General features: G+C 56.5%; 27 protein-coding genes. 26 read left to right on the forward strand and 1 reads right to left on the reverse strand.

The window, feature by feature from the left end; all coding sequences use genetic code 11:
• Positions 1–2 precede the first annotated feature (2 nt).
• The 23 genes from rpsC to bfr all read left to right on the forward strand — a co-directional run bounded on the left by rpsC (position 3) and on the right by bfr (position 12,583).
• On the forward strand, positions 3–689 hold the full coding sequence (rpsC, locus tag TX24_RS28570) for a 30S ribosomal protein S3 (protein ID WP_003176422.1): 687 nt from the start codon (positions 3–5) through the stop codon (positions 687–689).
• 12 nt (positions 690–701) lie between these two features.
• A complete protein-coding gene (gene rplP, locus TX24_RS28575) occupies positions 702–1,115 on the forward strand; it encodes a 50S ribosomal protein L16 (RefSeq protein ID WP_003176421.1) in 414 nt (137 codons plus the stop codon).
• Positions 1,115–1,306 carry a 50S ribosomal protein L29 gene (gene rpmC, locus TX24_RS28580; RefSeq protein ID WP_002555481.1) on the forward strand — a complete coding sequence of 64 codons (192 nt, stop codon included), beginning with the start codon at positions 1,115–1,117 and terminating at the stop codon, positions 1,304–1,306. The genes rplP and rpmC overlap by 1 nt, the downstream gene beginning before the upstream one ends.
• A 2-nt stretch (positions 1,307–1,308) precedes the next feature.
• Positions 1,309–1,575 carry a 30S ribosomal protein S17 gene (gene rpsQ, locus TX24_RS28585; RefSeq protein WP_003194644.1) on the forward strand — a complete coding sequence of 89 codons (267 nt, stop codon included), beginning with the start codon at positions 1,309–1,311 and terminating at the stop codon, positions 1,573–1,575.
• 23 nt (positions 1,576–1,598) lie between these two features.
• On the forward strand, positions 1,599–1,967 hold the full coding sequence (rplN, locus tag TX24_RS28590) for a 50S ribosomal protein L14 (protein ID WP_002555479.1): 369 nt from the start codon (positions 1,599–1,601) through the stop codon (positions 1,965–1,967).
• A gap of 11 nt (positions 1,968–1,978) precedes the next feature.
• Positions 1,979–2,293, forward strand: a complete 315-nt coding sequence (gene rplX, locus TX24_RS28595; RefSeq protein WP_003176416.1) for a 50S ribosomal protein L24 — start codon at positions 1,979–1,981, stop codon at positions 2,291–2,293.
• A 22-nt stretch (positions 2,294–2,315) separates the two neighbouring features.
• On the forward strand, positions 2,316–2,855 hold the full coding sequence (rplE, locus tag TX24_RS28600) for a 50S ribosomal protein L5 (protein WP_003194642.1): 540 nt from the start codon (positions 2,316–2,318) through the stop codon (positions 2,853–2,855).
• A 13-nt stretch (positions 2,856–2,868) separates the two neighbouring features.
• Positions 2,869–3,174, forward strand: coding sequence for a 30S ribosomal protein S14 (gene rpsN / locus TX24_RS28605; protein WP_003176414.1), 306 nt, complete (start codon positions 2,869–2,871; stop codon positions 3,172–3,174).
• 208 nt (positions 3,175–3,382) lie between these two features.
• Positions 3,383–3,775 (forward strand): 30S ribosomal protein S8, encoded by a 393-nt coding sequence (gene rpsH, locus TX24_RS28610; protein ID WP_003176413.1) that lies wholly within the window; start codon positions 3,383–3,385, stop codon positions 3,773–3,775.
• A gap of 12 nt (positions 3,776–3,787) precedes the next feature.
• The gene (rplF, locus tag TX24_RS28615) at positions 3,788–4,321 is read left to right on the forward strand and encodes a 50S ribosomal protein L6 (protein ID WP_003194640.1); all 534 of its coding nucleotides are present in this window, start codon (positions 3,788–3,790) and stop codon (positions 4,319–4,321) included.
• A 10-nt stretch (positions 4,322–4,331) separates the two neighbouring features.
• Positions 4,332–4,682: a 50S ribosomal protein L18 gene (gene rplR / locus TX24_RS28620; protein WP_003186037.1), complete on the forward strand. Its 351-nt coding sequence runs from the start codon at positions 4,332–4,334 to the stop codon at positions 4,680–4,682.
• A 3-nt stretch (positions 4,683–4,685) separates the two neighbouring features.
• The gene (gene rpsE, locus TX24_RS28625; RefSeq protein ID WP_003176409.1) at positions 4,686–5,186 is read left to right on the forward strand and encodes a 30S ribosomal protein S5; all 501 of its coding nucleotides are present in this window, start codon (positions 4,686–4,688) and stop codon (positions 5,184–5,186) included.
• 2 nt (positions 5,187–5,188) lie between these two features.
• A complete protein-coding gene (gene rpmD, locus TX24_RS28630; RefSeq protein ID WP_003176408.1) occupies positions 5,189–5,365 on the forward strand; it encodes a 50S ribosomal protein L30 in 177 nt (58 codons plus the stop codon).
• A 3-nt stretch (positions 5,366–5,368) separates the two neighbouring features.
• Entirely contained in the window at positions 5,369–5,806 is a 438-nt protein-coding gene (gene rplO, locus TX24_RS28635; RefSeq protein WP_003176407.1) for a 50S ribosomal protein L15, read from the forward strand.
• Positions 5,807–7,135 (forward strand): preprotein translocase subunit SecY, encoded by a 1,329-nt coding sequence (secY, locus tag TX24_RS28640; protein WP_003194637.1) that lies wholly within the window; start codon positions 5,807–5,809, stop codon positions 7,133–7,135.
• 28 nt (positions 7,136–7,163) lie between these two features.
• Positions 7,164–7,280 carry a 50S ribosomal protein L36 gene (gene rpmJ / locus TX24_RS31520; RefSeq protein ID WP_002555468.1) on the forward strand — a complete coding sequence of 39 codons (117 nt, stop codon included), beginning with the start codon at positions 7,164–7,166 and terminating at the stop codon, positions 7,278–7,280.
• A gap of 129 nt (positions 7,281–7,409) precedes the next feature.
• Positions 7,410–7,766: a 30S ribosomal protein S13 gene (rpsM, locus tag TX24_RS28645; RefSeq protein WP_003194635.1), complete on the forward strand. Its 357-nt coding sequence runs from the start codon at positions 7,410–7,412 to the stop codon at positions 7,764–7,766.
• 30 nt (positions 7,767–7,796) lie between these two features.
• On the forward strand, positions 7,797–8,186 hold the full coding sequence (gene rpsK / locus TX24_RS28650) for a 30S ribosomal protein S11 (RefSeq protein WP_002555466.1): 390 nt from the start codon (positions 7,797–7,799) through the stop codon (positions 8,184–8,186).
• Positions 8,187–8,204: 18 nt separating this feature from the next.
• The gene (gene rpsD / locus TX24_RS28655; RefSeq protein ID WP_003176404.1) at positions 8,205–8,825 is read left to right on the forward strand and encodes a 30S ribosomal protein S4; all 621 of its coding nucleotides are present in this window, start codon (positions 8,205–8,207) and stop codon (positions 8,823–8,825) included.
• Between the two features lie 22 nt (positions 8,826–8,847).
• On the forward strand, positions 8,848–9,849 hold the full coding sequence (locus TX24_RS28660) for a DNA-directed RNA polymerase subunit alpha (protein WP_003176403.1): 1,002 nt from the start codon (positions 8,848–8,850) through the stop codon (positions 9,847–9,849).
• A gap of 41 nt (positions 9,850–9,890) precedes the next feature.
• Positions 9,891–10,277 carry a 50S ribosomal protein L17 gene (rplQ, locus tag TX24_RS28665; RefSeq protein ID WP_003176402.1) on the forward strand — a complete coding sequence of 129 codons (387 nt, stop codon included), beginning with the start codon at positions 9,891–9,893 and terminating at the stop codon, positions 10,275–10,277.
• Between the two features lie 237 nt (positions 10,278–10,514).
• Positions 10,515–11,963: a catalase gene (locus tag TX24_RS28670; RefSeq protein WP_057711931.1), complete on the forward strand. Its 1,449-nt coding sequence runs from the start codon at positions 10,515–10,517 to the stop codon at positions 11,961–11,963.
• 155 nt (positions 11,964–12,118) lie between these two features.
• Positions 12,119–12,583, forward strand: coding sequence for a bacterioferritin (gene bfr, locus TX24_RS28675; protein ID WP_003176400.1), 465 nt, complete (start codon positions 12,119–12,121; stop codon positions 12,581–12,583).
• A gap of 65 nt (positions 12,584–12,648) precedes the next feature.
• On the opposite strand, the gene uvrA is transcribed toward bfr, so the two are convergent.
• The gene (gene uvrA, locus TX24_RS28680; protein WP_057711932.1) at positions 12,649–15,483 is read right to left on the reverse strand and encodes an excinuclease ABC subunit UvrA; all 2,835 of its coding nucleotides are present in this window, start codon (positions 15,481–15,483) and stop codon (positions 12,649–12,651) included.
• 178 nt (positions 15,484–15,661) lie between these two features.
• On the opposite strand from uvrA, the gene TX24_RS28685 reads away from it, so the two are divergent.
• The 3 genes from TX24_RS28685 (at position 15,662) to tam (ending at position 18,528) form a co-directional block, all read left to right on the forward strand.
• Complete coding sequence (locus TX24_RS28685; RefSeq protein WP_057711933.1) at positions 15,662–17,056, forward strand: MFS transporter; 1,395 nt, start codon at positions 15,662–15,664, stop codon at positions 17,054–17,056.
• 9 nt (positions 17,057–17,065) lie between these two features.
• Positions 17,066–17,581, forward strand: coding sequence for a single-stranded DNA-binding protein (locus tag TX24_RS28690; protein ID WP_003194626.1), 516 nt, complete (start codon positions 17,066–17,068; stop codon positions 17,579–17,581).
• A gap of 185 nt (positions 17,582–17,766) precedes the next feature.
• Entirely contained in the window at positions 17,767–18,528 is a 762-nt protein-coding gene (gene tam, locus TX24_RS28695) for a trans-aconitate 2-methyltransferase (RefSeq protein WP_057711934.1), read from the forward strand.
• The last annotated feature ends 16 nt before the right edge of the window (positions 18,529–18,544 follow it).

Consider the following 18,544-nt stretch of genomic DNA (forward strand, 5'->3'; position numbering starts at 1 on the left):
AGATGGGTCAGAAAGTACATCCCATTGGCATTCGCCTGGGAATCGTCAAGGAGCACACCTCCGTCTGGTACGCAGACGGTCGGACTTATGCGGACTACTTGTTCGCTGATCTGAAGGTGCGTGAGTATCTCCAAGACAAACTAAAAAGCGCGTCCGTAAGCCGTATCGATATCCATCGTCCGGCCCAAACTGCACGTATCACCATCCACACCGCTCGTCCAGGTATCGTTATCGGGAAGAAAGGTGAAGATGTTGAGAAACTGCGTCAGGACCTGACCAAGCAAATGGGTGTGCCTGTGCACATCAATATCGAAGAGATCCGCAAGCCGGAGCTCGACGGTATGCTGGTTGCGCAGAGCGTAGCTCAGCAGCTGGAGCGTCGCGTAATGTTCCGTCGCGCTATGAAGCGCGCCGTACAGAACGCCATGCGCATTGGTGCCAAAGGCATCAAAATCCAAGTGAGCGGTCGTCTCGGCGGTGCTGAAATCGCACGTACTGAATGGTATCGCGAAGGTCGTGTGCCACTGCACACCCTGCGTGCCGACATCGACTATGCCAACTACGAAGCTCACACCACTTACGGTGTGATCGGTGTAAAGGTTTGGATCTTCAAAGGCGAAGTAATTGGTGGTCGCCAAGAAGAACTGAAACCACAAGCACCAGCGCCTCGTAAAAAAGCTGCTAAGTAAGGGGTACGCCAAATGTTGCAACCTAAGCGTACGAAGTTCCGCAAGCAGATGACAGGCCACAACCGTGGTCTGGCTCAGCGCGGTAGCAAAGTCAGCTTCGGCGAGTTCGCGCTGAAGTCTGTAGCTCGTGGTCGTCTCACCGCTCGTCAGATCGAGTCAGCGCGTCGTGCTCTGACCCGTCACGTAAAACGTGGCGGCAAGATCTGGATCCGTGTATTCCCGGACAAGCCGATCTCCAAAAAGCCTCTCGAGGTTCGGATGGGTAAAGGTAAGGGTAACGTGGAATACTGGGTAGCCCAGATTCAGCCAGGCAAAGTCCTGTATGAAATCGAGGGTGTTTCTGAAGAGCTGGCGCGTGAGGCTTTCGCCCTGGCTGCTGCAAAGCTGCCGCTCGCCACCTCCTTTGTTAAACGGACGGTGATGTGATGAAAGCGAATGAACTTCGTGAAAAATCCGCACAGCAGCTGAACGAGCAACTGCTCGGCCTGCTGCGCGACCAGTTCAATCTGCGTATGCAGAAAGCAACTGGCCAGTTGGGGCAGTCTCATCTGCTCTCGCAAGTTAAGCGTGACATCGCTCGCGTGAAGACTGTGCTCAACCAGCAGGCAGGTAAGTGATCATGGCTGAAGCCGAAAAGACTGTCCGTACGCTGACTGGCCGTGTTGTCAGCGACAAGATGGACAAAACCATCACCGTTTTGATCGAGCGTCGCGTTAAGCACCCGATCTACGGTAAATATGTTAAGCGTTCGACTAAGCTGCACGCGCACGACGAAACCAATCAGTGCCACATCGGCGACAAAGTCACTATTCGTGAAACTCGTCCGATGGCCAAGACCAAGTCTTGGGCACTGGTTGATGTTCTCGAACGCGCTGTGGAAGTCTAAGGACTAGGGGTCGGAGAAATTATATGATTCAGACTCAATCCATGCTCGATGTGGCCGATAACAGCGGCGCTCGCCGTGTTATGTGCATCAAGGTGCTGGGTGGCTCCCATCGTCGTTACGCTGGTATCGGTGACATCATCAAAGTTACCGTGAAGGAAGCAATTCCTCGCGGTAAGGTGAAAAAAGGCCAAGTGATGACTGCTGTTGTAGTCCGCACTCGTCACGGCGTACGTCGTGCTGATGGCTCCATTATCCGCTTTGATGGCAACGCTGCTGTTCTTCTGAACAACAAGCAAGAGCCGATCGGCACCCGTATCTTTGGGCCAGTGACCCGTGAACTTCGTACTGAGAAGTTCATGAAGATCGTCTCGCTCGCCCCAGAAGTGCTGTAAGGAGATCCGACATGCAAAAGATTCGTCGTGACGACGAGATCATCGTGATCGCCGGCAAAGACAAAGGTAAGCGCGGTAAGGTGCTTAAGGTTCTCGCTAATAACCGTCTGGTTATCGGTGGTCTGAACCTGGTCAAGCGTCATACCAAGCCTAACCCGATGTCGGGCGTGCAGGGCGGTATCGTCGAGAAAGAAGCTCCGCTGGATGCTTCTAACGTCGCCATCTTCAACGGCGAAACCAACAAGGCTGACCGCGTTGGTTTCAAAGTAGAAGACGGTAAGAAAATTCGTGTCTTCAAGTCGACCCAAAAAGCGGTTGATGCTTGAACACTGCTAGGTAGATTAGACCATGGCACGACTACAAGAGATTTACCGGAAGGAAATCGCCCCTAAGCTTAAGGAAGAACTTAAGCTCGGGAACGTGATGGAAGTTCCGCGCGTCACCAAAATCACCCTGAACATGGGTCTGGGCGAAGCGATCGGCGACAAAAAAGTCATCGAGCACGCTGTTGCCGACCTGGAAAAGATCACCGGTCAGAAAGTCGTTGTGACTTACGCTCGGAAATCCATCGCTGGCTTTAAAGTCCGTGAAGGTTGGCCGATCGGCGTCAAAGTGACTCTGCGCCGTGAGCGTATGTACGAATTCCTGGATCGTCTGCTGTCGATCTCCCTGCCTCGGGTCCGCGACTTCCGCGGCCTGAATGCCAAGTCCTTCGATGGTCGTGGTAACTACAGCATGGGCGTGAAAGAGCAGATCATCTTCCCGGAAATCGACTACGACAAGATCGATGCTCTCCGCGGTCTGGACATCACCCTGACCACCACTGCCAAGAACGATGATGAAGGTCGCGCCCTGTTGCGTGCTTTCAAATTCCCGTTCCGCAACTGATTGGAGTAGGACCATGGCCAAGATGAGCATGAAAAACCGCGAGCTGAAGCGTCAGCTCACGGTTGCCAAGTACGCCAAGAAGCGTGCAGCACTGAAAGCAATCATCGTTGATCTGAACGCAAGTCCAGAAGCACGTTGGGAAGCGACAGTTGCTCTGCAGAAGCAGCCACGTGACGCAAGCGCTTCGCGCATGCGTAACCGCTGCCGCCTGACCGGTCGTCCACACGGCGTTTACCGCAAGTTCGGCCTCGGCCGTAACAAACTGCGTGAAGCGGCAATGCGTGGTGACGTACCAGGTCTGGTTAAAGCCAGCTGGTAAGTACTTTCAACGTCCAGGTGGTCGGAATCGCAAGATACTGACCACCGGTGACCTTGAATCTGGATCAAGCCCCTTTTGGGGCTTGTTTCATTTCTGGAGTATGTCTAAAATACGCGGCTCGCCTGAGCCCGTGTTTTTTGTGCTCGGAGATTCTCGGCGACATATGTAGCCGCAAGGCTAATTTTTTTGTATTAGGAGCGTCTAGCCCATGAGTATGCAGGACCCGTTAGCGGACATGCTAACTCGTATCCGTAATGCCCAGATGGCTGAAAAGTCCGTCGTAAGCATGCCATCTTCCAAGTTGAAGGTAGCTGTTGCCAAAGTCCTGAAAGACGAAGGCTACATTGCGGGTTATCAGATCAGCAGCGAAATCAAACCACTGCTGTCCATCGAGCTGAAGTACTTCGAAGGCCGTTCGGTCATCGAGGAAGTGAAGCGCGTTAGCCGTCCAGGCCTGCGTCAGTACAAGTCCGCTGAAGATCTGCCGAAAGTTCGTGGCGGTCTGGGCGTGTCTATCGTCTCCACCAACAAAGGTGTGATGACGGATCGTGCTGCGCGCGCTGCCGGTGTCGGCGGCGAAGTTCTTTGCACTGTGTTCTAAGGGGGGATAAGCATGTCTCGCGTCGCTAAGAACCCCGTTAAGCTGCCAGCCGGTGTCGAAGTCAAATTCGCAGGCCAACAGCTTTCGGTGAAGGGTGCCAAGGGTACTCTTGAACTGAACATCCATTCGTCCGTTGAGATCGTTGAAGAAGCTGGTGAGCTGCGTTTCGCTGCTCGCAATGGCGATCAACAAACTCGCGCAATGGCCGGTACCACGCGTGCGTTGGTAAACAATATGGTCCAAGGCGTAAGCCAAGGCTTCGAGCGTAAGCTCCAGCTGGTCGGTGTTGGTTACAAAGCGCAAGCAAAAGGCACGGTTTTGAACCTTGCCCTTGGCTTCTCGCACCCAGTGGATTACGAACTGCCAGCGGGCATCACTGCTGAGACTCCTAGCCAGACCGATATCCTGATCAAGGGCATCGACAAGCAGCTGGTAGGTCAAGTGGCCGCTGAGATCCGCGACTTCCGTCCACCAGAGCCGTACAAAGGCAAAGGTGTGCGCTACGCGGACGAAGTCGTCCGTCGTAAAGAAGCCAAGAAGAAGTAGGGCATAGCAAATGACCGACAAAAAAGTTACTCGACTGCGTCGCGCTCGCAAAGCACGCCTGAAAATGCACGAACTCGAAGTCGTGCGTCTCTGCGTGTTCCGCTCGTCGCAGCACATCTACGCCCAGGTCATCTCGGCCGACGGCAACAAAGTCCTGGCAAGCGCCTCGACTTTGGATAAAGAACTGCGTGATGGTGCCACTGGCAACATCGACGCGGCCACAAAGGTTGGCCAGCTGGTCGCTACGCGTGCTAAGGCCGCTGGCGTCTCGCAAGTGGCTTTCGACCGCTCTGGCTTCAAGTACCACGGTCGCGTGAAAGCGCTGGCTGATGCTGCTCGTGAAGCTGGGCTGGAGTTCTAAGTTATGTCAAATAACGACCAAAAGCGCGACGAAGGCTACATTGAGAAGCTGGTTCAAGTTAACCGCGTAGCCAAAACCGTTAAAGGCGGCCGTATCTTCACTTTCACCGCGTTGACCGTGGTGGGTGATGGTAAAGGGCGTGTTGGCTTCGGCCGTGGCAAGTCACGTGAAGTGCCTGCTGCGATCCAGAAGGCAATGGAAGCTGCTCGTCGCAACATGATCCAAGTTGATCTGAACGGCACCACTCTGCAGTACGCAATGAAGTCCGCTCACGGCGCTTCGAAGGTGTACATGCAGCCTGCTTCTGAAGGTACCGGTATCATCGCTGGCGGCGCTATGCGTGCTGTCCTCGAAGTTGCTGGCGTTCAGAACGTTCTGGCCAAGTGCTACGGCTCGACTAACCCGGTAAACGTGGTTCACGCCACTTTCAAGGGTCTGAAGGCTATGCAATCTCCTGAGTCCATCGCTGCCAAGCGTGGTCTGACTGTCAAGGAGATCTTCTGATCATGGCTACCGTTAAAGTAACGCTGATCAAAAGCATGACCGGCCGCATCCCTAACCACAAATTGTGCGTTAAAGGTTTGGGTCTGCGTCGCATCGGTCACACTGTAGAAGTCCAGGATACTCCCGAGAATCGCGGGATGATCAACAAGGCTTACTACATGCTGCGTGTAGAGGGTTAATCGATGAAACTCAATGATCTGAGTCCAGCGCCGGGTTCCCGTCGCGAAAAGCATCGTCCGGGCCGTGGTATCGGTAGTGGTTTGGGTAAGACCGGTGGCCGTGGCCACAAGGGTCAAACCTCCCGCTCCGGTGGCACCATTGCTCCAGGCTTTGAAGGCGGTCAACAGCCGCTGCATCGTCGCCTGCCTAAGTTCGGTTTCGTATCCCTGAAAGCCATGGACCGCGCAGAAGTGCGTCTGTCCGAACTGGCTAAAGTGGAAGGCGACATCGTTACTGTGCAGACCCTGAAAGATGCCAACGTGATCAACGTCAACGTACAGCGTGTGAAAATCATGCTGTCCGGTGAAGTGACTCGCGCTGTCACTATCGGCAAGGGAATCGGCGCCACCAAAGGTGCGCGTTCGGCTATCGAAGCAGCTGGCGGCAAGTTCGAGGAATAAATGGCTAAGCAAGGTGCTCTCTCAGCGCTCGGCAAAGGCGGTATGTCTGAACTTTGGGCTCGTCTGCGTTTTCTGTTCCTGGCGATTATCGTCTACCGAATAGGCGCACACATCCCGGTTCCAGGTATCAACCCGGACCGACTCGCAGACCTGTTTCGACAGAATGAGGGGACCATTCTTAGCTTGTTCAACATGTTTTCCGGCGGCGCGCTGGAGCGGATGAGCATCTTTGCACTGGGGATCATGCCGTACATCTCGGCATCGATCATCATGCAGCTGATGACAGCCGTCAGCCCGCAGCTGGAGCAGTTGAAGAAGGAAGGTGAAGCTGGCCGTCGCAAGATTAGCCAGTACACCCGCTACGGCACTGTCGTCCTCGCCCTGGTTCAAGCTATCGGCATGTCCGTTGGCTTGGCCGGGCAGGGCGTTGCGTTCACTGGTGACTTTGGCTTCCATTTCGTCGCAGTATCCACGTTTGTGGCTGGTGCGATGTTCATGATGTGGCTGGGTGAGCAGATTACTGAGCGTGGTGTTGGCAACGGTATCTCGATGTTGATTTTCGCAGGTATCGTCGCCGGTCTTCCGAGAGCAATCGGGCAGTCTTTCGAGTCTGCGCGTCAGGGTGATATCAATATCTTCGCCTTGGTTGCCATCGGTTTGCTGGCAGTAGCGATTATCGGTTTTGTGGTGTTCATTGAGCGTGGCCAGCGTCGTATTGCTGTTCACTACGCCAAGCGTCAGCAGGGCCGTAAGGTCTTTGCTGCGCAGACCAGCCACTTGCCGCTGAAAGTGAATATGGCCGGTGTTATTCCGGCAATTTTCGCGAGCAGCATCTTGCTGTTTCCGGCTTCGTTGGGTACCTGGTTTGGTCAGTCTGAAAATATGGGCTGGCTGCAGGACCTCTCTCAGTCGATCGCTCCTGGTCAGCCGTTGAATATTCTGCTGTTTAGTGCAGGGATTATTTTCTTCTGCTTCTTCTATACGGCGTTGATGTTCAATCCGAAAGACGTAGCGGAAAACCTGAAGAAGTCCGGTGCCTTTATTCCGGGCATCCGTCCAGGTGAGCAGTCGGCACGCTACATTGATGGCGTTCTGACTCGTTTGACCCTGTTCGGTGCTCTATATATGACGGCCGTGTGTCTGTTGCCCCAGTTCCTGGTGGTTGCAGCAAACGTTCCGTTCTACCTTGGCGGGACCTCGTTGCTGATCGTGGTCGTGGTTGTGATGGACTTCATGTCCCAAGTACAATCGCACCTCGTTTCGCACCAGTACGAATCCCTGATGAAGAAAGCCAACCTGAAGGGCTACGGCAGCGGCATGTTGCGCTGAGTACCCCATAAGGTTCGAGGAGTTGGTGATGAAAGTTCGTGCATCGGTGAAAAAGCTGTGCCGTAACTGCAAGATTATTCGCCGCGAAGGTGTTGTTCGAGTAATTTGCAGCGCGGAACCGCGTCACAAACAGCGCCAAGGCTGAGTGTGATCCGCTTGAAGCCCGGCAGCTAGTGCGCTGCCGGGTTGATTATTTGTTATTACAGCGATATTATCTCGCGCCCTATTTCTTGGCTTCCGGGGCGTAGGTAGCTGTCAATTGGAGTCCCACTGAATGGCCCGTATTGCAGGCGTTAACATTCCAGATAACAAGCACACTGTTATCTCGCTGACCTACATCTATGGTGTTGGTCGCACTACTGCGCAGAAAATTTGCGCGGTCGCTGGGGTAAACCCAGCCGCTAAGATCAAGGATCTGAGCGACGAGCAGATTGAACAGCTGCGTGGCGAAGTGGCGAAGTTCACCACTGAAGGTGACCTGCGTCGCGAAATCAACATGAAAATCAAGCGTTTGATGGACCTCGGTTGCTATCGCGGTCTGCGTCATCGTCGTGGTCTTCCAGTACGCGGTCAGCGTACCAAGACTAACGCGCGTACCCGTAAAGGTCCGCGTAAGCCGATCCGCAAGTAATCGCCCCAGCGAATCGACAGGAAAATTATCATGGCAAAACCTGCTGCTCGTCCTCGTAAAAAAGTTAAAAAGACAGTGGTTGATGGCATCGCCCACATCCATGCATCTTTTAACAACACCATCGTGACCATCACCGACCGTCAAGGTAACGCGCTTTCTTGGGCTACCTCCGGTGGTTCGGGTTTCCGCGGTTCCCGCAAGTCCACTCCGTTTGCTGCTCAAGTAGCTGCTGAACGTGCTGGTCAAGCTGCGCTGGAATATGGCCTGAAAAACCTCGACGTTAACGTCAAAGGTCCAGGTCCAGGTCGTGAGTCTGCTGTCCGTGCTTTGAACGGCTGTGGCTATAAGATCGCCAGCATCACCGACGTGACGCCAATCCCGCACAACGGGTGCCGTCCGCCGAAGAAGCGCCGCGTGTAATCCAGGAGATTGTAAAGAATGGCTCGTTACATTGGTCCAAAATGCAAACTCGCTCGTCGCGAAGGCACCGATCTCTTCCTGAAGAGCGGCGTGCGCGCGATCGAATCGAAGTGCAACATTGAAGCAGCACCTGGTATCCACGGCCAACGCCGCGGTCGCCAGTCCGACTACGGCACCCAACTGCGTGAAAAGCAGAAGGTCCGTCGTATCTACGGCGTTCTCGAGCGTCAGTTCAGCGGCTACTACAAAGAAGCTGCTGGCAAGAAAGGTGCAACCGGTGAAAACCTGCTGCAACTGCTCGAATGCCGTCTGGACAACGTTGTATACCGTATGGGCTTTGGTTCGACTCGTGCCGAATCCCGTCAGCTGGTATCGCACAAGTCGATCAGCGTTAACGGTCAGACCGTAAACGTTCCGTCCTACCAGGTTCGTGCTGGTGACGTGGTCGCAGTTCGCGAGAAAGCAAAAAACCAACTTCGCATTGTCCAAGCTCTCGATCTGTGTGCCCAACGTGGCCGCGTAGAATGGGTAGAAGTAGACACTGAGAAGAAGTCGGGCGTTTTCAAGAACGTTCCTGCTCGCAGTGATCTGTCCGCCGACATCAACGAAAGCCTGATTGTCGAGCTCTACTCCAAGTAAGGGCTAGAAAATAGGTGCATCCATGCAGATTTCGGTAAATGAGTTCCTGACACCCCGCCACATTGATGTGCAGGTTGTCAGTCCAACCCGCGCCAAAATTACTCTCGAGCCTCTCGAGCGTGGTTTTGGCCACACCCTGGGCAACGCGCTGCGCCGCATCCTGTTGTCCTCAATGCCCGGCTGTGCAGTAGTCGAGGCCGAGATTGACGGTGTGCTCCACGAGTACAGCGCCATCGAAGGTGTACAGGAAGACGTAATTGAAATCCTGTTGAACCTTAAAGGTCTGGCTATCAAGCTGCACGGCCGTGACGAAGTTACGCTGACCTTGTCGAAGAAGGGTTCGGGGGTGGTTACCGCTGCCGATATTCAGCTGGATCATGATGTCGAGATCGTTAACCCCGATCACGTAATCGCTAACCTGGCGTCTAACGGCGCCCTGAACATGAAGCTCACTGTAGCTCGTGGTCGTGGTTATGAACCGGCCGACTCGCGTCAGAGCGATGAAGACGAAAGCCGCAGCATTGGTCGCTTGCAGCTTGACTCTTCGTTCAGCCCGGTTCGCCGTATCGCATACGTGGTGGAAAACGCCCGTGTCGAACAGCGTACTAACCTGGACAAGCTGGTTATTGATCTGGAAACCAACGGTACCCTGGATCCTGAAGAGGCTATCCGCCGCGCTGCAACCATTCTGCAACAGCAGTTGGCTGCGTTCGTCGACCTCAAAGGTGACAGCGAACCAGTGGTAATCGAGCAGGAAGACGAGATCGATCCGATCCTGCTTCGCCCGGTTGACGATCTGGAACTGACTGTACGTTCGGCTAACTGCCTTAAGGCGGAAAACATTTACTACATCGGTGACCTGATCCAGCGCACCGAAGTAGAACTGTTGAAGACTCCGAACCTGGGCAAGAAATCCTTGACTGAAATCAAGGACGTTCTGGCCTCCCGCGGTCTGTCCCTCGGCATGCGCCTCGACAACTGGCCGCCTGCAAGTCTTAAGAAGGACGACAAGGCGACTGCCTGATCGTCGTAATCACCGAACGTGAGTTTGGTAAGGAATGAACCATGCGTCATCGTAAAAGTGGTCGTCACCTGAGCCGTACCAGCTCGCACCGCAAGGCCATGTTCCAAAACATGGCGGTGTCGCTGTTCGAGCACGAGCTGATCAAAACTACACTGCCGAAAGCTAAAGAACTGCGTCGCGTTGCTGAGCCGCTGATCACTTTGGCCAAGACAGACAGCCTGGCTAACCGCCGTCTGGCTTTCGACCGTACTCGTTCGAAAGCTATCGTTGGTAAGCTCTTCAACGACCTGGGCAAGCGTTACGCTACCCGTGAGGGTGGCTACCTGCGCATCCTCAAGTGCGGTTTCCGCGCTGGCGACAACGCGCCTATGGCGTACGTCGAGTTGGTTGATCGTGCTACTGCCGGCGAAGCTGTAAGCGCCGAGTAAGACGACAAGCTGCAACGAAAAACCGGGCCTAGTGCCCGGTTTTTTGTGCGCGTAACAAAAGCGTGCTGCGTACAAGAATCCTCAAGCGACACGCCTCACTATGAGCGTTGGGTATGTTGGTAGTTATTTTCTATTGAAGCCTACAATTTAATGAATTTGTAGGTGTCATGTGGATGGTCAATACTCCCTCCAAGCCGATTAGCCGGCAGTTCAAAGCCCGACCTGAGGAAGATGCGCATGAGCCAGAATAAAGTCCTTACCACCGCCAGCGGCGCGCCCGTTGCGGACAATCAGAACTCACGTTCCGCCGGCCCACGTGGCCCATTGCTGCTCGACGATTTCCACCTGATCGAGAAGCTTGCTCACTTCAACCGTGAAAATATCCCTGAGCGTCGCGTGCACGCCAAAGGTTCGGGTGCCTTCGGTACCTTCACGGTGACAAAAGACATTACCCAGTACACCAGCGCCAAGTTGTTCGAGTCCGTTGGCAAGCAGACGCCTACGTTCCTGCGTTTCTCCACCGTAGGCGGTGAACGTGGTTCGGCTGATACTGAGCGCGATCCACGTGGCTTCGCCTTGAAGTTCTACACCGAAGAAGGCAACTGGGACATCGTCGGTAACAACACCCCGGTGTTCTTTATCCGTGACCCGCTGAAATTCCCGGACTTTATCCACACCCAGAAGCGTCTGCCGCAAAGCAACCTGAAAAGCGCACAGATGATGTGGGATTTTTGGTCGCACTCCCCGGAGGCGCTGCACCAAGTCACCATTCTGTTTTCGGACCGTGGCATTCCAGACGGCTACCGTCACATGCACGGTTTCGGCAGCCACACTTACAGCCTGATCAACGCCCAGGGCGAGCGTCATTGGGTGAAGTGGCACTACAAGACCAAGCAAGGCATCAAGAACCTGGCGCCGGCCGAGGCTGCCCGCTTGGCGGGTACTGATCCTGACTACGCCCAGCGCGATCTGTTTGGCGCAATCGAGCGCGGTGACTTCCCCAAGTGGCGCGTGTGCATCCAGATCATGACCGAGGCCCAGGCGAACGCCCATTACGAGAACCCGTTTGACGTGACCAAGACCTGGTCGCAAAAAGAATTCCCGTTGATTGAAGTGGGTGAGTTGGAGCTCAATCGTAATCCGCAGAACTACTTCGCCGAAGTCGAGCAGGCCGCATTTGGCCCAAGCAACATGGTCCCAGGCGTTGGCCTGTCGCCAGACCGTATGCTGCAAGGTCGGGTTTTTGCCTACGCCGATGCGCACCGCTACCGTGTGGGCACCAACCACCAGCAACTGCCGGTGAACGCGCCACGTAGCCCGGTTAACAGCTACCAGCGTGACGGTTCCATGGTTTTTGGCAGCAACGGTGGTGCGGCTCCGAACTACGAGCCAAACAGCTACGCCGACGCACCGAAACAAGCTCCGCAATATGCAGAGCCAGCATTGGCCCTGAGCGGCGCCGCTGATCGCTACGATCATCGCGAAGACACGGACTACTACAGCCACGCCGGTGCGCTGTTCCGTCTGATGAATGACGAGCAGAAAGCCCTGCTCACCAATAACATCGCCGGTGCAATGGGGGGCGTTTCCAGCGACGTGGTCCAGCGTCAACTGCAGCACTTCTATAAAGCCGACCCGGCTTATGGAGAAGCAATCGCAAAGGCACTGGGTGTATCGCTTAACTGACTCTAAACGATAAGCAGAACCGCCCTCATTTGGGCGGTTTTTGCGTTAATTCAGCTACTTTTCCCTGAAAATCTTCACTTTTCTGCCGTTTGTCCCGTGACCTTCAAGTCAGCATGGTTCAAACTACAGCCTTTCAAGCAGGGAGATGTAGGGCGATGCAAGGTCACCCCGACGTAATCGATTACCTCAACACGTTGCTGACGGGCGAACTGGCAGCTCGTGACCAATATTTCATCCATTCGCGTATGTACGAAGACTGGGGCTTTACCGAGCTCTACGAGCGTATCAACCACGAAATGGAAGAAGAGGCGCAGCACGCTGATGCCCTGATGCGCCGCATTCTGATGCTCGAAGGCACGCCGCGTATGCGTCCTGATGATCTGGATGTGGGTACCACAGTGCCTGACATGCTCGCTGCCGATCTTCGCCTTGAGTACAAGGTCCGTGCCGCACTCTGCAAGGGCATCGAGCTTTGCGAGCAGCACAACGACTATGTCACCCGGGAAATACTGCGGGTGCAGTTGAATGACACCGAAGAAGATCACACCTACTGGCTGGAAAAGCAGTTGGGCCTGATCAAGCTGATCGGCCTGGAGAATTACCTGCAATCGCAGTTCTGATTCCCGGTTACAAAAAAGCCCCTGTCACTGCAAAGTGACAGGGGCTTTTTATTGGGCCTGAAAAATCAGGCCCGGTCGCGTTCCAGCAACGGTTTCAAGTAGTAACCGGTATGCGACTGCGGCATTTCGGAAACCTGCTCCGGAGTGCCCACTGCGATAATCTGGCCACCCTTCGAACCACCTTCCGGCCCCAGGTCTACCAGCCAGTCGGCAGTCTTGATCACATCAAGGTTGTGCTCGATCACCACCACGGTATTGCCGTGGTCTCGCAGGCGGTGCAGTACGTCCAGCAACTGCTGAATATCCGCGAAGTGCAGGCCGGTGGTCGGCTCGTCGAGGATGTACAAGGTTTTGCCGGTATCGCGCTTGGACAGCTCGCGAGACAGCTTGACCCGCTGCGCCTCGCCACCCGACAGCGTGGTCGCTGATTGCCCCAGCTTGATGTACGACAGGCCCACATCCATCAGCGTCTGCAGCTTGCGCGCCAACGCCGGCACCGCGTCGAAGAACTCGCGAGCTTCCTCGATGGTCATTTCCAGGGTCTCGTGGATGCTCTTGCCCTTGTACTTGATCTCCAGGGTCTCGCGGTTGTAGCGCTTGCTCTTGCACACATCGCACGGCACGTAGATGTCCGGCAGGAAGTGCATCTCCACCTTGATCAGGCCATCGCCCTGGCACGCTTCACAGCGGCCACCCTTGACGTTGAACGAGAACCGACCCGGCCCATAACCCCGTGAGCGCGACTCTGGCACGCCAGCGAACAACTCGCGGATAGGCGTAAACAGCCCGGTGTAGGTGGCTGGGTTTGAACGCGGCGTACGTCCAATCGGGCTCTGGTCGATGTCGACCACCTTGTCCAGATGCTCCAGGCCCTTGATGCTGTCGTGGGCCGCTGCTTCCAGGGTGGTCGCGCCGTTCAGGGCGGTAGCACTCAGGGGGAACAGGGTGTTGTTGATCAGCGTCGACTTGCCCGAACCGGAAACACCGGTCACGCAAGTCAGCAGGCCCAGCGGAATCTCCAGGTCGACATTGCGCAGGTTGTTGCCGCGCGCGCCCTTGAGGTGTAGCGCCATCTTCTTGTTGCGCGGTGTGCGCTTGGCGGGCACTTCAATCTTCACACGGCCGGACAGGTATTTGCCGGTCAGTGAATCAGGATGTGCCATCACCTCGGCAGGCGTGCCTTCAGCAACGATATGGCCACCATGCACGCCCGCGCCGGGGCCGATATCGACTACGTAGTCCGCCAGGCGGATAGCGTCTTCATCATGCTCGACCACGATCACGGTATTGCCAATATCGCGCAGGTGTTTCAGCGTGCCCAGCAAGCGGTCATTGTCCCGTTGGTGCAAGCCAATCGACGGCTCGTCGAGGATATACAGCACGCCCACAAGGCCGGCGCCAATCTGGCTGGCCAGGCGAATGCGCTGCGCCTCACCGCCGGATAAGGTGTCGGCGCTGCGGTCCAGCGACAGATAGTCCAGGCCCACGTTAACCAGGAACTGCAATCGCTCGCGAATTTCCTTGAGGATCTTGTCGGCAATTTCCCCGCGACGACCGGTCAGCTTCAGCACGCCAAAGTATTCACAGGCATCGCCGATCGGCAGGTTGGTCACTGCCGGCAGGGTCTTCTCGCCTACCCATACATGCCGGGCTTCACGGCGCAGGCGCGTGCCACGGCAATCCGGGCATGGCTGTGTGCTGAGGAATTTCGCCAGCTCCTCGCGCACGCTCGCCGATTCGGTTTCGCGGTAGCGGCGTTCCAGGTTCGGCACGATGCCTTCGAACGGGTGCGAGCGCTTGACGATATCGCCGCGGTCGTTCAGGTATTTGAAGTCGACATTCTGTGAACCGCTGCCATTGAGAACGACTTTCTGCTGGTCTGCCGGCAGTTGGTTGAATGGCACTTCCAGGCTGAATTTGTAGTGGGACGCCAATGACCCAAGCATCTGGAAGTAGTAGACGTTACGCCTGTCCCAGCCACGTATCGCACCCTCGGCCAAGGTCAGTTCGCCATTGACCAGGCGCTTGATATCGAAAAACTGTTTCACACCCAGGCCGTCGCAAGTCGGGCAGGCGCCGGCCGGGTTGTTGAAGGAAAACAGCTTGGGTTCCAGCTCACTGATGGCATGGCCACAGATAGGGCAGGCGAAACGCGCGGAGAAGATGATCTCTTCGCCCGGCTCGTCATCCATCGGCGCTACCAGGGCAATGCCATCGGCCAGCTTCAGCGCGGTTTCGAACGATTCCGCCAAACGCTGCTGCAGGTCGGCGCGCACCTTGAAACGGTCGACCACCACATCAATGGAGTGCTTTTTCTGCTTGTCCAGCTTCGGCGCTTCGTCCAGCTCATAGAGCTTGCCGTTGATGCGCGCCCGCACGAAGCCCTGGGCCCGCAGCTCTTCGAAGACCGACAGGTGTTCACCCTTGCGCTCGCGAATGACGGGCGCCAGCAGCATCAGCTTGGCGCCTTCGGGCTGGGCCAGCACCAGGTCGACCATCTGGCTGACGGTCTGGGCTTCCAGGGGGATATCGTGGTCCGGGCAACGGGGGATACCCACGCGTGCGTACAGCAGGCGCAGGTAGTCGTAGATCTCGGTAATGGTACCCACGGTAGAGCGCGGGTTGTGAGACGTGGACTTCTGCTCGATGGAAATAGCCGGCGACAGGCCTTCAATGGTGTCGACATCGGGCTTTTCCATCATCGACAGGAACTGCCGGGCGTAGGCCGACAGCGATTCCACATAGCGACGCTGACCTTCGGCATACAGCGTGTCGAACGCCAGGGACGATTTGCCGGAGCCGGACAAGCCGGTGATGACGATCAGTTTGTCCCGGGGCAGGGTCAGGTCGATGTTCTTCAGGTTGTGGGTTCTAGCCCCACGAATCAGGATCTTGTCCAAGATGGCCTCGCACGGCGGGCGTAAATGATGCCGGAGTATACGGCTAAAGACTGGATGAATATACACTGTCAAAACGCCGCTTGCAGCCTTACATGAAAGCTGCGCGGCAAAGCGCCGCATATACCCTCTCAATCGATGGGACTGGTAGAATCGCCGCCGGTTCACACGAGGTTTTTCCATGCACGATCCCCACAGCGAACGCATGAGTAGCGGCGAGACCCGAGCGGCAAGCGGTCTGGCCCTGGTGTTCGCCTTCCGTATGCTGGGCATGTTTATGGTGTTGCCGGTGCTGGCCACCTATGGGATGGATCTCGCAGGGGCGACCCCCGCCTTGATCGGCCTGGCGATTGGCGCCTATGGCCTGACCCAGGCAATTTTCCAGATCCCGTTCGGGATTATTTCCGACCGCATTGGCCGTCGCCCGGTGATCTATCTCGGGCTGATCGTATTCGCCCTTGGCAGTGTGCTGGCGGCCCAGTCCGATTCGATCTGGGGCGTGATCGCCGGGCGCATCCTGCAGGGCGCCGGTGCGATTTCCGCCGCCGTGATGGCGCTGCTCTCGGACCTGACCCGCGAACAACACCGCACCAAGGCCATGGCGATGATCGGCATGACCATCGGCTTGTCGTTTGCCGTGGCCATGGTGGTGGGCCCCTTGCTCACGCGTGCGTTCGGCTTGCATGGGCTGTTCCTGGCCACGGGCGGCATGGCGTTGTTTGGCATCCTGATCGTGGCGTTTATGGTGCCGCGCTCCACCGGCACCCTGGCGCACCGTGAATCGGGCGTTGCACGCAAGGCGTTGCTGCCGACGCTCAAGCACCCGGACCTGCTGCGCCTGGATTTAGGTATCTTCGTATTACACGCCATGCTGATGTGCAGCTTCGTCGCCTTGCCCCTGGCCCTGGTGGAAAAAGCCGGGCTGCCCAAGGAACAGCACTGGTGGGTCTACCTCACTGCGTTGTTGATTTCGTTCTTCGCCATGATCCCGTTCATCATCTATGGCGAGAAGAAACGCAAAATGAAACGAGTTTTACTCGGCGCCGTCGCGACATTGATGCTCACTGAACTATTCTTCTGGCAGTTCGGCGACAGCCTGCGCGCACTGTTGATCGGCACGGTGGTGTTTTTCACCGCGTTCAACCTGCTCGAAGCGTCGTTGCCGTCGCTGATCAGTAAAGTTTCACCGGCGGGCGGTAAGGGCACGGCCATGGGGGTGTATTCCACCAGCCAGTTCCTGGGCTCCGCGTTGGGCGGCATCATGGGCGGCTGGATGTTCCAGCATGGCGGTTTGTCGGTTGTGTTCCTCGGATGCGCCGCGCTGGCTGCACTTTGGCTGGTCTTTGCTGTTACCATGCGCGAACCTCCCTACGTCACCAGCCTGCGTTTGCCGCTATCGCCCGAGGCGATCCGCGAAGCCGGCCTGGTCGAGCGCCTGAAGGCCGTGGTAGGGGTAACGGATGCAGTGGTGGTCGCTGAAGAGGCGGCCATTTACATCAAATTGGACACCGAATTATTGGATCGCGCGACGCTCGAGCAACTGGTCAACCCAGTGCCGACAGCGCGCCCAGCCTAGGAGAACGTTATGGCCCGTGGGGTTAACAAAGTCATATTGGTCGGTACTTGCGGCCAGGATCCCGAAGTTCGCTACTTGCCTAACGGTAATGCTGTGACCAACCTGAGTCTGGCGACCAGCGAGCAATGGACCGATAAGCAGACCAACGAGCGCAAAGAGAAAACCGAGTGGCACCGCGTGTCGTTGTTCGGCAAGGTCGCAGAGATCGCCGGTGAATACCTGCGCAAAGGTTCGCAGGTGTACATCGAAGGCAAACTGCAAACCCGCGAGTGGGAAAAAGACGGCATCAAGCGTTACACCACCGAAATCGTGGTCGACATGCAAGGCACCATGCAACTGCTGGGCGGCCGTCCACAGGGCGACCAACAGGGCCAGGGCGGCATGTCCAACTCGGCACCGCGCCCACAGCAGTCGCGTCCGCAGCCAAGCCAACAGCCACAGCGTGAGTCGCGCCCAGCGCCACAACAGGCTGCTCCGCAACCGGCTCCGGATTTCGACAGCTTTGATGACGATATCCCGTTCTAAGGTCCAAGACCGACCCTGAACAAACAAAACCCCCGATAGCGAAAGCATCGGGGGTTTTTTATGGGCAATGCCCAGGTGTCGGTGCACGGGATGCCTTTGTGCAGACAGCACACCAACCCCGACATTTGTTCTCATGGCTCACAAGATTTAGGCTGTCGCCACCTCTAGCAAGAAGGAAAGCTGTGATGACCTGGTCCGCCAAGCAGTACACGATGTTCGAACAGCAGCGCACTCGCCCCGTCCGTGACCTGGTGGCAGCCATTCCCAACATCGACGTGACCACCGCTGTCGACCTGGGATGCGGGCCGGGGAACTCCACCGAAGTACTGGCCGAGCGTTTCCCCCAAGCGCACGTCACGGGCATGGACAGCTCCGATGACATGTTGGTAGACGCACGCAAGCGCCTGCCCAGGTTGAACTTCGAGCTGGCAGACATCGGCGCCTGGCATCCGGCGCAACGCTTGGATGTGATCCTGGCCAATGCCTCGCTGCAATGGCTGCCCGATCACGCCACGCTGTACCCGCACTTGGTCCACCAACTGAACCCAGGCGGTACGCTGGCGGTGCAAACCCCGGACAATCTGGACGAGCCCGCCCATCGCCTGGCCCGTGAAGTTGCGGCCGATGGCCCATGGGCGGCCAAGATAGGGGCGGTCAAACACAATGAGCGGCACACCGCCAGTTACTACTACGAACTGCTGAGCAAGCATTGCAGTACCGTGGATGTGTGGCGCACCACCTATCAGCACCCGTTGGCGGACCACGGGGCGGTGGTGGAGTGGTTCAAGGCTTCGGCATTACGGCCTTTTCTTGCGCCGTTGACCGACGATGAAAAAGCCGCCTTCCTGCAGCAATACCAGGCGCGAATTACCCAGGCTTATCCAGCCCTGGCCGATGGCACGGTGTTGTTGCCCTTTCCGCGCCTGTTCATCATTGCCACACGCTAAAGCGATCAGCCCGGGT

The organism is Pseudomonas lactis (genome assembly GCF_001439845.1).
Taxonomy (GTDB): Bacteria; Pseudomonadota; Gammaproteobacteria; order Pseudomonadales; family Pseudomonadaceae; genus Aquipseudomonas; species Aquipseudomonas lactis.

Coding starts and splice junctions, on each gene's coding strand:
- rpsM (WP_003194635.1), top strand. CDS start 7,410: ATGGCCCGTATTGCAGGCGTTAACATTCCAGATAACAAGCACACTGTT.
- TX24_RS28690 (WP_003194626.1), top strand. CDS start 17,066: ATGGCCCGTGGGGTTAACAAAGTCATATTGGTCGGTACTTGCGGCCAG.
- rpsD (WP_003176404.1), top strand. CDS start 8,205: ATGGCTCGTTACATTGGTCCAAAATGCAAACTCGCTCGTCGCGAAGGC.
- rpsE (WP_003176409.1), top strand. CDS start 4,686: ATGTCAAATAACGACCAAAAGCGCGACGAAGGCTACATTGAGAAGCTG.
- rpsK (WP_002555466.1), top strand. CDS start 7,797: ATGGCAAAACCTGCTGCTCGTCCTCGTAAAAAAGTTAAAAAGACAGTG.
- rplQ (WP_003176402.1), top strand. CDS start 9,891: ATGCGTCATCGTAAAAGTGGTCGTCACCTGAGCCGTACCAGCTCGCAC.
- rplF (WP_003194640.1), top strand. CDS start 3,788: ATGTCTCGCGTCGCTAAGAACCCCGTTAAGCTGCCAGCCGGTGTCGAA.
- rplE (WP_003194642.1), top strand. CDS start 2,316: ATGGCACGACTACAAGAGATTTACCGGAAGGAAATCGCCCCTAAGCTT.
- TX24_RS28685 (WP_057711933.1), top strand. CDS start 15,662: ATGCACGATCCCCACAGCGAACGCATGAGTAGCGGCGAGACCCGAGCG.
- rpsH (WP_003176413.1), top strand. CDS start 3,383: ATGAGTATGCAGGACCCGTTAGCGGACATGCTAACTCGTATCCGTAAT.
- rplR (WP_003186037.1), top strand. CDS start 4,332: ATGACCGACAAAAAAGTTACTCGACTGCGTCGCGCTCGCAAAGCACGC.
- TX24_RS28660 (WP_003176403.1), top strand. CDS start 8,848: ATGCAGATTTCGGTAAATGAGTTCCTGACACCCCGCCACATTGATGTG.
- rpmD (WP_003176408.1), top strand. CDS start 5,189: ATGGCTACCGTTAAAGTAACGCTGATCAAAAGCATGACCGGCCGCATC.
- rplP (WP_003176421.1), top strand. CDS start 702: ATGTTGCAACCTAAGCGTACGAAGTTCCGCAAGCAGATGACAGGCCAC.
- secY (WP_003194637.1), top strand. CDS start 5,807: ATGGCTAAGCAAGGTGCTCTCTCAGCGCTCGGCAAAGGCGGTATGTCT.
- rplO (WP_003176407.1), top strand. CDS start 5,369: ATGAAACTCAATGATCTGAGTCCAGCGCCGGGTTCCCGTCGCGAAAAG.
- rpsN (WP_003176414.1), top strand. CDS start 2,869: ATGGCCAAGATGAGCATGAAAAACCGCGAGCTGAAGCGTCAGCTCACG.
- tam (WP_057711934.1), top strand. CDS start 17,767: ATGACCTGGTCCGCCAAGCAGTACACGATGTTCGAACAGCAGCGCACT.
- rplX (WP_003176416.1), top strand. CDS start 1,979: ATGCAAAAGATTCGTCGTGACGACGAGATCATCGTGATCGCCGGCAAA.
- rpmC (WP_002555481.1), top strand. CDS start 1,115: ATGAAAGCGAATGAACTTCGTGAAAAATCCGCACAGCAGCTGAACGAG.
- TX24_RS28670 (WP_057711931.1), top strand. CDS start 10,515: ATGAGCCAGAATAAAGTCCTTACCACCGCCAGCGGCGCGCCCGTTGCG.
- rpsC (WP_003176422.1), top strand. CDS start 3: ATGGGTCAGAAAGTACATCCCATTGGCATTCGCCTGGGAATCGTCAAG.
- rpsQ (WP_003194644.1), top strand. CDS start 1,309: ATGGCTGAAGCCGAAAAGACTGTCCGTACGCTGACTGGCCGTGTTGTC.
- bfr (WP_003176400.1), top strand. CDS start 12,119: ATGCAAGGTCACCCCGACGTAATCGATTACCTCAACACGTTGCTGACG.
- rpmJ (WP_002555468.1), top strand. CDS start 7,164: ATGAAAGTTCGTGCATCGGTGAAAAAGCTGTGCCGTAACTGCAAGATT.
- rplN (WP_002555479.1), top strand. CDS start 1,599: ATGATTCAGACTCAATCCATGCTCGATGTGGCCGATAACAGCGGCGCT.